The following is a 13,247-nucleotide window of genomic DNA, read 5'->3' on the forward strand; positions in this document are numbered from 1 at the left end:
GCATGGAATCCACTATTCGTCTCGGGTTGATTGGGATTTATGTCGCTCATGCCCTGCTCGCCTTCGTCTTGTTGATCGCGTTGAAACGAAAATTGAAAGCGCCGGATTATGGTGTGGCGGTGGCTGCCCTCAGCTTCGGTCTATTCTTACCGTTTCTGGCTGAACTTGCCGTCTATGCGGTGTATCGGCTTGCTGAACGGTTCGGACGGAGCGGGCTGATCGAAGACTATGACGATTACATCGACTTCAAGGTCGTCAACTATGAACAGATTCGTCACGAGGCGAGCACCAGCAGCCATCTATTACCGCTCAACGACGCCATCAATTCCAAAGATCCGGCCATCCGCAAACATTCAATTTTGACGCACGTCAACCAATCGATTGACCATCAAGGGAAATATTTGCAGATGGGACTCGAGAGCACGGACAGCGAGACCGTCCATTATGCGGCGGCGACGATGAACATCTTGATTGATCAATACGAACAAGAGCTAAAACTGGCGAAACGGGAGTATGACCTCGGCAATCCAGACACGATTCGACGGCTCGCGACGATTTATAAACGCATGATCCATAGCGAGCTCATCACCGAAGTCATGCTGAAGGACAAGCGAGGAGCTTGGCTCGAGGAATTGCTGAAAGCGAAGACGCTTTATCCGCCCTCGCCATGGATTTACGAGGATTTGAACGAGATTTATCTTACGTTAGAGCGTCCGAAAGAACAATTGAACATCTTGAAGGAGTACGTCCATCATTTTCCGGAACGGATCGAGGCTCATCTGATGCTCATCAACTATTATTATGAGCGCGAACGTTGGAATGAAGTGAAAGCAGTCATGTTTATGATGCAGACCCAGTTCTCACTTGAGGATGTGCCGTATGAGTACCGACTGCTGTTTGAAGAATGGAGTGACACGACATCATGGAAAAACGAACTGTAATCTCATTCTCGCTCTTCATCGTCTTATTTTTAGTCATCGTCGGTGCGATTCAATACTTACGGATTCACTCGTTGCACACGTTGTTGCCAAACGTCGCCGAGCAAAGGATGAACATCGACCAATTGAAGAGCAACGCTTCAGCGAAAGCTGGAGAACATCAACTTCAAATTTATCTCGTCCGGGATGAGGGCGATTTAGCGGTCGGGACGGCAGACAACCTGCTACACGGCCTGCAGTATGCGAAGCTTGACGTTCGTGAAGTGAGTCCTGGTGCCGTCGGAGCGATTTCTCCCTCTCCGTACACCATCATTATTTTCACGGGTGAAAGCACTGAGCGCTGGCCATTCGTCGAGATGAAACGTTACGTTGAACAAGGGGGGAACCTCGTGTTTGCGAATCGGTTCAAAGACCCGGCGTGGAATGCGTTGACCGGGATCGAAGAAATCGGTGAGTATGTGCCGGACGTATACGGCTTGAACTTCGAGGAGACGATTTTCCCGGGCTATGTCGACTTGAACCCGCCGGACGATTTGTTTGTCCATAGCGTCGTCGATTTCGCCATCGCGGATGAAGCCAACGTCATGTTGTCCGCTGAAGGTTTCCCGATCCTTTGGGAATACGAAGTCGGCGACGGGAATGTCCTCTATTGGAACACGACGATCACCGATCAAAAGATGATCCGCGGGTTGTTCGTCCAGACGCTCGGTACGATGCCGCCGGCGTTCGTCACGGCACAAGCAGCCGTCAAACTCATGTACATCGACGATTTCCCGGCACCAGTCATGGATGGGAAGATGAAAGACGTCTCTGCGACCCCCCTCGATAAATCGGTCAAAGATTTCTTCGCCGAGGATTGGTGGGAAGACATGGTTGATTTGGCGGAAGACGATGATTTGATTTACACGGGGGCTATGATCGGGACGTATGAAGAAGAGATGGAGCTCGTCGACGAACAGTTGATTAAACGTGGCGAGTTCCCGATGCTCTACTTCGGTCGAAAATTGATTGCCCACGGTGGGGAGATTGGACTCCATGGTTATAACCACCAGTCGCTCGTCACCGCCGATGAACCGATCGATCCAACGTATGGATATATTCCTTGGAAGGATAAGGATGAGATGAAACGGTCGTTATTGCAAGCCGAATCCGTGTTTGCAAATTATTTCCCGGACGAGACGCTCAAGTCATACGTCCCGCCGTCGAACGCGCTCAACCGGACAGGGGTCGATGCGATTGCCGAGGCGCTGCCGGAACTTCGTACGATCGCCTCACTCTATACGGGGGAACCGGAGAGCGGGGACTTCGTGCAAGAGTTCGAATTTGATGCAGCGCATCCAAACTTGTATCACTTTCCGCGCGTGACGAGTGATTATGGGGAAGAGCGCGGATCGATTTTCCAAATGGTCGACGCGATCGCCAATTTCGGTGTGTTTTCACACTTCATTCACCCCGATGATGTCATCGACCCAGACCGGGCCTTTGGTCGGGACTGGGATACGATGTTCGCGAGTCTGCGTAAAATCGTCCACGATGTGAAGGATCAATATCCGCACCTCGAGGCGTATACACAGCACTACGCGACCGAAAAGATGATCACCTACCAACAAGCTGATTTGAACGTCACGTTTGATGAGTCGACCATCTATTTAGCCGGGGAAGGGCTCATCAACCCGTCCCACTTCACGATTCGTCTCAAACCAGGACAGTCACTTGAGACAGGAGAGTTCGATTTCGGGACGGTCGAACAGTGGGAAGCCGACCGTCCACTTTATCTCGTCAAACTGACATCGGCGAACGCTGAAATCGCCATCAAAGGGGGAGCGCAATGAGAATCGGACTCGTATTAGAAGGGAGTTATCCGTACGTGAGCGGGGGCGTCTCAAGTTGGACGCAGACGTTGATCGAGGCGATGCCCGAGGTGTCGTTTGAAATCATCTCGATTCAACCGACCGAGAAACGGCCGGAAGACATGAAATACGCGCTTCCTGCGAACGTCTCCGGCATTACCCATCTATATTTGACCGACGTGGGTGAGCGAGCGAAAGGACGATTGAAGTGGGGTGCTGAGGATGAACAGAACGTATCGGATTGGCTCATGTTGAAGAGTCCGAACCGACAAGCGCTCCGTTTGCTCGGGAAAGAAGTGCCCTCGAGTCAGGCATTTTTCGCAAGTGAGTTCTTTTGGAGAAATGTGAAGGCGGCATACGCGGAAGAGATGAACGGCGGATCGTTCATCGACTATTTCTGGATGTGGCAAAGCATGTATACCCCGATTTTACGGGTGCTCCATCAGCCGCTCCCGAAAGTCGACCTCGTCCACTCCGTTTCGACAGGGTATGCCGGCGTGGTCGCCTCCTACATGAAAGAGACGCAAGGGATTCCGTTCATATTGACCGAACACGGCATTTACTCGCGTGAACGCGAAGAAGAGATTTTACAGTCGTATTGGATACCCGCGCCATATAAGCCGAGATGGGTCCGTTTCTTCCATCACTTGTCGCGTGAAGCTTATAATGCGGCCGATGAAATCATCACCTTGTTCGAACGGAATCGTGAATATCAAGAATGGATCGGTGCCCCGAGCGAGAAGACAAAAATCATCGCCAATGGCATCGCCGACCGTCAAATTCAAGCGACGGTCGATCGTACGGAGCACGATTTCTTTCAAATCGGCGCCATCGTCCGCTTGGTCCCGATCAAAGACTTGAAGACGATGATTTACGCCGCCAAGATTTTGCAGGAGCGGCATCGCCTGTTCAAACTGACGATCATGGGTCCGCTCGATGAGGATGAAGAGTATGCGGAGGAGTGCCGGCTGCTCATCGAACAGAGCGGATTGACCGATTATGTCGAGCTCGTTGGGAAAGTGGACGTTCAAGCTTATTTGCCGACATTCGATTTACTGCTGTTGACGAGCATCTCGGAAGGGCAGCCGCTCGCAATCCTCGAAGGCATGGCCGCGGGGATTCCATGGGTCGCAACCGATGTCGGTGCTTGCTCCGAACTTCTGTATGGCCGAGAAGATGATCCGTTCGGACCGGCTGGATTTATCGTGCCCCCGGTTCATCCGGAAGCGGTCGCGGACAAGGTCGAGTGGATGATGGATTATCCGCAGGAACGGATGCGTTTCGGTAAGAACGGGCGGGAGCGGGTCCGCCAATACTATCGTCTCCAACAAGTCGTGGACCGCTACAAAGCCATCTATGAAACGAGGAGGGAACAGTATGGCGGGCATCGGGTTTAAGTTGCAGAAGTTGTTCCAAGAAGACTACTATTCGTCCAGGTTGAAGGCGTACACGTTCTCAGGACTCGTCACGTCCGGACCGTGGTTGATTGTCATCTTGGTCGTCGGGACGATTCAATGGTTGGCGTTCCAGATGCCGACGTTGTCTCTCGCCGAGCGGACGCTTTTCATGATCTCGGTCTCGTATGCGTTCATCTTCTCGCAAATTTTGTTCAGCTTCCAACAGCTCGTCGTGACACGATATGTGGCGGACTTGTTTTACGAGAAGAAAGCGCACGAGATTTTCCCGGTCTTCACCGGGATGCTCAAAGTGACGATTCTCGCGGCGGCCATCCTGTACAGTATCTTCTGGATGTTGTCCCCGCTCGATTTTCTGTACAAACTGACGTTGTTCGTCTTGTTCATGACGATCAACGTCATCTGGGTCATGTTCTTGTTTTTAAGTGCCGCCAAATATTATCAAGCGGTGGCCTATAGCTTCCTGGTCGGGGGCCTCATCTCGATCGGAAGTGTCTATGTGATCAGCCGTCTCATGACCGATCCGTCGAGCCTTGAGCTGTTGCTCGGATTCACGGTCGGGATGATTGTGACGTTGTTCGGTCTGTTCTTCGCGATGCTCCGGACGTTCCCGCTCCGTTATGCGGTGAAAGAGTTCTCGTACTTCAAGTACTTCGACCGCTATCCGGACTTGTTTGCCATCGGTGTGTTGTACGTGCTCGGAATTTGGGTCACGAACTTCATCATCTGGTTCGGCGAAGGGCGTGTCATCATTGCGGACTCGTTCTTGTTCAACCCGTATTATGACACGGCCATCTTTTGGTCGTACTTGACGATCATCCCGACGCAACTGCTATTCGTCGTCGCCGTCGAGACCCGATTTTATGAGCGTTATCGTACGTTTTATGGGTTGATCAACTACGGCGGGGCGCTCCATCAAATCGAGAAGGCGAAACAGACGATGACGTCCGTGTTGAAAAATGAGCTGATTCGACTCGCGCGGAGCCAAGGTGTCGTAACGCTGTTCGCCATCCTGATGGCAGGGGTGTTCGTCGGTTGGATCGGTGTGCCGGATGAGATTGGTCAAATTTTTCGGATGACGACGCTCGCGGCGTTCGCGAACGCGATGATTCTCATTCTGACACTTTTATTGCTCTATTTTGAGGACCGGCGCGGGGCGTTGTTCGTCAACATCTCCTTCTTCACGCTGAACGCGTTGTTCACGCTATTGCTCTTGCCGCGCGGCATCGATTGGTACGGCGTCGGCTTTGCCGTCAGCACGACAATCACGTTCTTCCTGGCCGGATTGCGCTTGATCTATTACATGGGCAAAGTCGATTATTACGTGTTCGCGGCCGCGAATCGACGCAAGCTCGGCACCGAACGGTTCTCGCAAATGGGGACACTGTTGAACCGTCGCTTCTCGCGTTAAAGGGTTTTCAACATGGAAAAAGACTGATATGATGTGGTCGTAGACGACCGAATTTCATAATGTTTACCACTAGGGGAGTCGCGTGACGCGGCTGAGATGGACGAGGTCCAGACCCTTTGAACCTGATCTAGTTCACGCTAGCGTAGGGAAGTGGGCGAACCGATTGTTCTCGTACACTTTGTGTAAATCCGACGCCGCTTCCGTTATGGGAGGCGGCGTCTTTTTTATGACAAAGGAGGAGAAAACATGACATTTACCACACATCTACGACAAGAGGCCGATGCCTTGTTTCAAGCCAGCTTTGACCATCCGTTCGTCCGCGAGCTCGGAACGGGTGAACTCGACGAGGCGAAATTTCGGCATTACGTCATGCAAGACTCATATTATTTGAACCAGTTCTCCAAAGTGCAGGCGAAAGGCGCGACCCTCGCCCCGAACATGGAAGTAGCGAGCCGCTTTTTGACGCACGCGCTTCATACGATTGAAGCGGAGCATGCGTTGCACCGGGAGTTTTTCACGTTGCTCGACGTGACAGAGGCGGAGTGGGCGACGTTTGAGCCGGCCCCGACCGCTTACGCCTATGCGCTCCATATGCAACAGGCCGGTCCGACGCTCGGCGACGTGCTCGCGTCGATTTTGCCGTGCTATTGGGTCTATTATGAGATTGGGGAACGAATGAAAGACGCCACACCCGACCATCCGATTTATGCGACATGGATTGCGACGTACGGGTCGGAATGGTTCCGCGATCTCGTCGAGGAACAGATTGAACGGCTCGACGTGCTCGCAGGACAGGCGACGGCGGAAGAACGTCTCCGGTATCAACAGTTGTTCTTGAAGAGTTGCTATTATGAACACGCGTTTTGGGAGATGGCATGGACGCTTGAGTCGTGGGCGTTACCAACGGGGGTGAGACGATGAAGCGCGATTTATGGGATAACGTCCGGGCCGCTCGTCCGCTCATCCATAACATCACGAATATTGTCGTCGCCAATTTTTCAGCGAACGGGTTGCTCGCCATCGGGGCAGCCCCAGTGATGGCGTCAGCTGTCGAAGAAGTGGCCGAGATGGTGTCTGTGAGCGATGCACTCGTGCTCAATATCGGTACACTCGATGCGACGACGGAACGTACGATGATTCGAGCCGGACAGGCAGCGAATCAAGCGGGTCGTCCGGTCGTCTTCGATCCGGTCGGGGTCGGGGCGACCGCATTTCGACGTGACGTCGCCAAGTCGATTCTGCAACACGTCCGCGTGACGGTCATCCGCGGCAATGCCGGAGAAATCGCGACATTGATTGGTCTCGACGCGGCATCACGCGGCGTGGATGCGGGCGAGACGCGGGACGATTTGAATCAAATCGCGCGTGAGGCGGCCCGGCGCTACAACTGTGTCATTGCCGTGACGGGAGAGACGGACGTCGTCAGCGATGGGGACGTGACGATTGAAATCAAAGGCGGGACTGCAGTGATGGCCCGGACGACCGGGACGGGCTGTTTACTCAGTGCGGTCGTCGGTGCGTTTCTCGCAGTCGAATCGGATGCGATGACGGCCACGGCGACAGCGCTCGCCGGCTATGCCCGTTGCGGGGAACTCGCCACCGCTTTGGCCGACGGGCCAGGTGATTTTCCGGCCCACTTCTTGAATGAACTCGGCAAGATGACGGCCGTCGAGTTGCCGAGTGACCGAATCGAGGTGGTTTCATGATGCGGATGCAAGTATTGACAATCGCAGGTTCGGACTCCGGCGGCGGCGCGGGGATTCAAGCCGATTTGAAAACGTTCCAAGAACTCGGCGTGTTCGGAACGAGCGTCGTGACGGCCGTCACGGCACAAAACACATGCGGAGTGCACGGGGTCGAAGCAGTGTCGCCGGAACTCGTCACGCAACAACTCGATGCGATCGGTTCTGATTTTTCGATTGCGTCGTGCAAGACCGGGATGTTGTTCGATGCGGCGCGCATCGAGGTGGTCGCTGCCGGAGTCCGACGTCATGCGTTCCATCGACTCGTCGTCGACCCGGTCATGATTGCGAAAGGCGGGGCATCGCTCTTACAGGACACGGCGGTCGATGCACTCAAGACGTCTCTCCTACCGCTTGCGACCGTCGTCACACCGAACGTGCCGGAAGCCGAAGTGCTGACGGGAATGACGATTCGGACCTTTGAGGACCGCATCGAAGCGGCACAGCGGATGCTAGCGTACGGTGTGCGCGCGGTCGTTTTAAAGGGCGGCCATCTCGAAGGCGAATCTGCGGACGACTTGGTCATGACCAAATCGGAGACGTTCATATTGTCGGCCCCACGCATCCAGACGAGCGACACGCACGGCACCGGCTGCACGTTTTCGGCGGCACTCACGGCGGAACTTGCCAAAGGGCGTTCCATCCTGGCGGCGACGGTGACGGCCAAGCGATTTATTCAAAGCGCCATCACGCATGGACTTGATATCGGAGCCGGACATGGGCCGACGAACCATTGGGCGCATGCGGCGTATGGAGAGGAGGGCGTGACGATTGAATCCATCACGACGAGCACTCGCTGAACAATTGCAACTTTACTTTATCTGTGGGACACCGAACACGAAAGACGTGCTAGGGACGGTCGAAACGGCGCTCCAATGTGGCGTGACATGTTTCCAATTTCGTGAAAAAGGTAAAGAGGCACTGTATGGGGATAAAAAAGAAGCGATGGCGAGAGCGTTGCAAACACTTTGCCGCTCGTACGACGTCCCATTCATCATCAATGACGACGTCGCACTAGCAGAACGCATCGATGCGGACGGTGTCCATATCGGGCAAGACGATACCGAGGCCGCACACGTTCGAGCGCGGATTGGTCCGGACAAATGGCTCGGTGTCTCCGTCCATACGCTCGAAGAAGCGGCTGCGGCGATCGACCATGCGGATTACGTGGGCATCGGCCCGGTTTACCCGACAAAATCGAAAGAAGATGCCGGGGCAGTCAATGGGACGACGCTCATCCGCCAAGTCCGAGACATGTATCGAGAGCTGCCAATCGTGGGGATTGGCGGTATTTTACCGGAACACGTCCCGATGATTCGGCAAGACGGGGCGGACGGCGTCGCCGTCATCTCGGCCATCGCTTCTGCACCGGATGTGGCCATGGCCACACGGCGTTTCGCTTGTCTCTGAATTCAAATCGAGGAGGAAGACAGATGAACGTATTTGTAATAGGCGCGAATGGACAGATTGGAAAACAGCTCGTGGAACGATTGCACGAGGAAGGGAAGCATCAAGTCACGGCGATGGTGCGGAAACAAGAGCAACTCGACGACTTTACATCGAAAGGCTATCAAGCTGTTTTAGGAGACCTCGAAGGTGACGTGTCGTCACTTGAACAGGCGATGTCCGGTATGGACGTGGTCGTCTTCGCGGCCGGTTCGGGTGGTAGCACCGGAGCCGACAAGACGCTGTTAATCGACTTGGACGGCGCGGCGAAAAGTATCGAGGCGGCTCAGGCGAATGGGAGTGTGAAACAGTTCGTCATGGTGAGCGCCTTGAAGGCGGAAGATCGTTCGGCATGGCCGGAAGAGATGAAACCATATTATGTCGCGAAGCATCACGCCGATCGGTTGCTCGAAACGAGCGGGCTGACGTACACGATTGTTCGCCCAGGTGCTCTCACAGATGACGCGGGGACAAACAACGTGAAGATTGGGGACGTCGAAACGGGCGAAATCCCACGCGCAGACGTAGCGGCCTTCCTGGCGCACCTTATCGGTCATGAAGCAGCCCACAATCAAGCGATCGACCTCGTCAAAGGCGACACGGCGATTGAAGATACTCTATAAACGAGATGACGACAGCGAGCGGATTTCATTCCGCTCGCTTTTTGTATGGATGTGTCCGCGCACTCGAGAAAGGATTCGCTTCGACCGATAGAGAAAGTAACACATGGATTTGTTTGAAGAAAGGGGTCTATCCGTGACCACACTATTTCTCTATATGGCCGTGTATTTATTGCCGGCTTTCTTATTGAGCCACCTTGCCCTTGACGTGTTGCTCCGCAACCCGCGTCAAGTCGAGCATCGACTGCTCAGCCTATTCGTATTTGGTTATGCGATGTTGTTCTTGGCCGAGTTCGGGCGGCATCTGTCCCCGATTGAAGCGAGTCCGGCCTTCATCACTTATTGGTTCGGCAACGCCGGCATTTTGATTTTTGTGTGTTCCGTCCACTTCATCGTCAAAGTGACGGGGGTCGGGGCGAAACTGCCGAAATGGATATATCCATATGTCATCTATTTGCCGCTCGTGCCGGTCGCGTTGACGTTCATCCGCCAAGAGAATATCTTGAACAGCCAGCGCTTCGACCAAGTCGGCGTCTGGATTTACCCTGAGTTCAATGCGTCTTATTTGACGACGATGACCGTTGGCAACGTATTTCATTTTCTCATCATCTTGCTGCTCGTCTATGCGCTCAAACGCGCCGATCGGACCGAACATCAACGCGTCTTGCGCATGCTCATTTGGACCGCCATCGCCGTCCTCGTCTGGGACATCGTCTTCGGTTATTTCCAGTTTCGTGGAATCATGCCGCCGTATGCGTATATGTACGGTGGACTCGTCTGGACGGTCGCCCTCGTTGTCGCCATGAATCGGCTCGACTTCCTTGCTTCATATGCGAAACGATACGGCACGCTCTACAACTTGAACCCGTCGGCAATCCTGCTCGTCGACGATACCGGTCGCATCGAGAGTGCGAACCCGGCTGCGCGCACATTGTTCCATACCGTTCGTGTCGTCAATGAACGTTTTGTCGACTTGTTACCTGAGAAAAAACGGGAAGAATGGTGCGAACACTACACTCAACATTTCCAAGCGCAAAAAAAGTTTCTCGAGTTCGAGACGAAGATTCAGACGAAATCGGGACAAGAACGTTACGTCGTCATCGACGGGGACTTCGTTTATATCGACCAGAAGATTCATGGTATGATTTTGATTCGAGATGTTCATACGTTCAAAGAAGCCGAGCAATCGATTCGCTTTTTCGCCTATCACGACCCGCTCACGAAGCTCGCGAACCGCCGCGCGTTTTATGAACAAGCTGATCAAGCGTTGCTTCAAGCTGACACGCTTGCCCTCGTCATCATTGACCTTGATGGATTTAAAGGAGTCAACGATACGTATGGCCATCAAGTCGGAGATGACTTCTTGATTCATCTTGGTGCCTTGCTCGAAGAAGCGACACCGGTCGCAGGACTCGCGTCGCGTGTCGGCGGGGACGAGTTCTACATTTATTTGTCGGACGTGGGGGAAGAGGACATCGTCACGTTCGTGGAGCGGCTGCGGACGACGTTGGCGGAACGGCCGTTTAAATTAGGTCGCGAAACCATTCCAATTCGCGCGAGCATCGGCGTCAGCGTCTCGCCAGATCAAGGGACGGACTTAGACACGCTCATTCATAAAGCCGATCAGGCGATGTATCAAATCAAACAGCAAGGAAAAAATGATTATGCGATTTATGACGAGGTGTTACACGGGCCGAAATAACGGGAACGAGAAGGAAGATGGCATGATCATAGAGGAGGAGACGATATGACAGAAAAACCGTTAGTGACGATGCGTGCTGAAGGAGAAGCGACGAGTGTGAAGACGACGGTCCATGTGCGTGACCTCGAACCGTTCGTCGTCGATGAGCCGGAACGTCTCGGCGGGACGGACGCCGGTCCCAACCCACTCGAATATTTGCTCGGAGCGTTGTCGTCGTGCACGACGGTCATGATCGCTTACGTCGCGCAAGATCAAGACTTCAACTACGATGGGGTGACGTTCGTGACCGAAGGAACGCTCGACCCGCGTGGTTTCCAAGGGGTCGAAGGCGTGCGGACATACTTTGAGAAGGTGCACGTGAACATCGTGCTCGATACGACCGAATCGGATGAACGGATTGAGGCGCTTCGAAAAGGTGTCGAGGCACGTTGTCCGATCCATAACTTGATGCATGCGGCCGACGTCGATATCACGGCGACGTGGACGCGGAAGTGAGGATGGGGCGACCCATCCTTTTTTTGATGCAGACAGGAATGTTTGCCGGCGAGCACGAACAAGAGGAGACGTGAGAAAGGAGGACATGATGGACATTCGCCCGATGACGCGACAAGACGCCCGCGCGATTCAAGCGTGGGCGTACGAGTCGCCGTACGATTTCTACAACCAAGATGCTTCAGTGGAAGGGCTCGATGAACTGATGGCGTATCAGGCCGTCCATGACGGGGCGTTAATCGGTTTTTACTGTCTTGGCCGATACGCGCAGGTGCCGAACGATACATATATCTACGATGACGCATACATCGACATCGGAATCGGCATGCACCCTGACCGAACGGGACGGGGACATGGACGCACGTTCGTCCGGTTGGTGATGCGAGAGGCGGCGCGCGAAGGCAAACCGCTCCGGTTGACGGTAGCCGCGTTCAATCAAAGGGCCATCCATCTCTATGAGCAGCTGGGGTTTCAACACGTCGCATCGTTTGAAAGAAGCGAAATTCGTTTTCTCGTCATGACCCAATGATCAGCCGTACTGTTTTTGATGGGCTTTTTTTCGTTTCAAATAGTCCTCATCCGCCCGGAGCTGGTCCCATCGTTCCTTGAAGATGCGGGCCGATTCCGCCTTCTCTTCATCGATTTGACGGTCGTGGATGTCGCCGTCGTCTTTATATTTTCGTCCACCCTTATAGTTGGCATAACGTCTCGCCCGGGTATAGCCCATTTGGATGAATTTGCGGGCCATATCCATCCCAACGAAGTCATCGGCGGCCCGATACGCTTCGAACAGCTTCATGATCTCATCGGCGGACTTGCGGGCGATGTCGGGCGTCTTGAAACGCCAATGCGGCAATATCTCACTTTTATACGGTTCGACGAGCAGGACACCTTGCTCGCCTCGACCGACGCGATACAGCTCGGGTTGTTTGCGGAAATCAATCGTTTCGAAATCTAAATCATAATCAAATGGCATCGTCATCCCTCCTCATGGACTCATTCCCGGAACGAATCCGAGGGAAACGACAGAAAGGAAGAACACCATGATTCAACTTGATACCAATCGACTCCAGCTCCGGGCGTTTCAGCTCGAGGACGCTGAACAGATGTTTCACTATGCGCAAGACGAGCGGGTCGGTCCGAAAGCGGGTTGGGCGCCGCACCAATCGGTCGACGAGACCCGCGACGTCATCAGGCTGTTCCAACAAGACGAAGACGTCTGGGCCATCACACTGAAAGAAACAGGTGAAGTCATCGGCAGCCTCGGGTTGCACGACCGCCGGCCGGACCCTGAGATTCAGCATGACCGCCAACGTGAGATCGGGTATGTCCTCAGCCCCGACCATTGGGGAAAAGGCTACATCCCTGAGGCTGTCCGCGAAGTGATACGCCACGGCTTTAATGACCTCGGGCTCGAGCGCATCTGGTGCGGTCACTTCAACTTCAACGACCAGTCGCGCCGTGTCGTCGAAAAGACGGGCTTCACGTACGTGTTCACGACGTCCCAACAGTTGACGCGCTTAGATGGACGTACCGTGCAAAGTCTCGTCTACGTCGTGACGAAAGAAGAGTATGAGAAACGTCTGGCTCAACGATGAGTCAGGCGCTTTTTGATACAGAAAAAATTAATG

Annotated in this window: 14 protein-coding genes and 1 riboswitch; of the genes, 13 read left to right on the forward strand and 1 reads right to left on the reverse strand. The window is 53.9% G+C overall.

The genetic code is table 11. From position 1 onward, the window contains the following. Positions 1-2 precede the first annotated feature (2 nt). The 12 genes from NMQ00_RS01295 (at position 3) to NMQ00_RS01350 (ending at position 12,145) form a co-directional block, all read left to right on the forward strand. Positions 3-941: a tetratricopeptide repeat protein gene (locus NMQ00_RS01295; RefSeq protein ID WP_255177583.1), complete on the forward strand. Its 939-nt coding sequence runs from the start codon at positions 3-5 to the stop codon at positions 939-941. Next, positions 923-2,770, forward strand: a complete 1,848-nt coding sequence (locus NMQ00_RS01300; protein ID WP_255177584.1) for a DUF2194 domain-containing protein — start codon at positions 923-925, stop codon at positions 2,768-2,770. The genes NMQ00_RS01295 and NMQ00_RS01300 overlap by 19 nt, the downstream gene beginning before the upstream one ends. After that, positions 2,767-4,185 carry a GT4 family glycosyltransferase PelF gene (gene pelF / locus NMQ00_RS01305; protein WP_255177585.1) on the forward strand — a complete coding sequence of 473 codons (1,419 nt, stop codon included), beginning with the start codon at positions 2,767-2,769 and terminating at the stop codon, positions 4,183-4,185. The genes NMQ00_RS01300 and pelF overlap by 4 nt, the downstream gene beginning before the upstream one ends. Continuing rightward, complete coding sequence (gene pelG / locus NMQ00_RS01310) at positions 4,166-5,614, forward strand: exopolysaccharide Pel transporter PelG (protein ID WP_255177586.1); 1,449 nt, start codon at positions 4,166-4,168, stop codon at positions 5,612-5,614. The genes pelF and pelG overlap by 20 nt, the downstream gene beginning before the upstream one ends. A gap of 61 nt (positions 5,615-5,675) precedes the next feature. Further along, a riboswitch (TPP riboswitch) is annotated at positions 5,676-5,780 on the forward strand. An 80-nt stretch (positions 5,781-5,860) separates the two neighbouring features. After that, positions 5,861-6,535 (forward strand): thiaminase II, encoded by a 675-nt coding sequence (tenA, locus tag NMQ00_RS01315; protein ID WP_255177587.1) that lies wholly within the window; start codon positions 5,861-5,863, stop codon positions 6,533-6,535. Further along, a complete protein-coding gene (gene thiM, locus NMQ00_RS01320; protein WP_255177588.1) occupies positions 6,532-7,320 on the forward strand; it encodes a hydroxyethylthiazole kinase in 789 nt (262 codons plus the stop codon). The genes tenA and thiM overlap by 4 nt, the downstream gene beginning before the upstream one ends. Continuing rightward, positions 7,320-8,156: a bifunctional hydroxymethylpyrimidine kinase/phosphomethylpyrimidine kinase gene (gene thiD, locus NMQ00_RS01325; RefSeq protein WP_255177589.1), complete on the forward strand. Its 837-nt coding sequence runs from the start codon at positions 7,320-7,322 to the stop codon at positions 8,154-8,156. Before thiM ends, thiD begins: the two co-directional genes overlap by 1 nt. Continuing rightward, positions 8,128-8,766 carry a thiamine phosphate synthase gene (gene thiE, locus NMQ00_RS01330; RefSeq protein WP_255177590.1) on the forward strand — a complete coding sequence of 213 codons (639 nt, stop codon included), beginning with the start codon at positions 8,128-8,130 and terminating at the stop codon, positions 8,764-8,766. Before thiD ends, thiE begins: the two co-directional genes overlap by 29 nt. A 23-nt stretch (positions 8,767-8,789) precedes the next feature. Further along, positions 8,790-9,425 (forward strand): SDR family oxidoreductase, encoded by a 636-nt coding sequence (locus NMQ00_RS01335; RefSeq protein WP_255177591.1) that lies wholly within the window; start codon positions 8,790-8,792, stop codon positions 9,423-9,425. A 133-nt stretch (positions 9,426-9,558) separates the two neighbouring features. Beyond that, complete coding sequence (locus NMQ00_RS01340; RefSeq protein WP_255177592.1) at positions 9,559-11,124, forward strand: GGDEF domain-containing protein; 1,566 nt, start codon at positions 9,559-9,561, stop codon at positions 11,122-11,124. 45 nt (positions 11,125-11,169) lie between these two features. Beyond that, positions 11,170-11,619, forward strand: a complete 450-nt coding sequence (locus tag NMQ00_RS01345; protein WP_255177593.1) for an OsmC family protein — start codon at positions 11,170-11,172, stop codon at positions 11,617-11,619. An 88-nt stretch (positions 11,620-11,707) separates the two neighbouring features. Next, positions 11,708-12,145: a GNAT family N-acetyltransferase gene (locus NMQ00_RS01350; RefSeq protein WP_255177594.1), complete on the forward strand. Its 438-nt coding sequence runs from the start codon at positions 11,708-11,710 to the stop codon at positions 12,143-12,145. Here the strand turns inward: NMQ00_RS01350 and NMQ00_RS01355 are convergent, their stop codons facing one another. Then, on the reverse strand, positions 12,146-12,592 hold the full coding sequence (locus NMQ00_RS01355; protein ID WP_255177595.1) for a DUF4385 domain-containing protein: 447 nt from the start codon (positions 12,590-12,592) through the stop codon (positions 12,146-12,148). A gap of 67 nt (positions 12,593-12,659) precedes the next feature. On the opposite strand from NMQ00_RS01355, the gene NMQ00_RS01360 reads away from it, so the two are divergent. After that, a complete protein-coding gene (locus NMQ00_RS01360; RefSeq protein WP_255177596.1) occupies positions 12,660-13,214 on the forward strand; it encodes a GNAT family N-acetyltransferase in 555 nt (184 codons plus the stop codon). The last annotated feature ends 33 nt before the right edge of the window (positions 13,215-13,247 follow it).

Source organism: Exiguobacterium aurantiacum, from assembly GCF_024362205.1.
Taxonomy (GTDB): domain Bacteria; phylum Bacillota; class Bacilli; order Exiguobacteriales; family Exiguobacteriaceae; genus Exiguobacterium; species Exiguobacterium aurantiacum_B.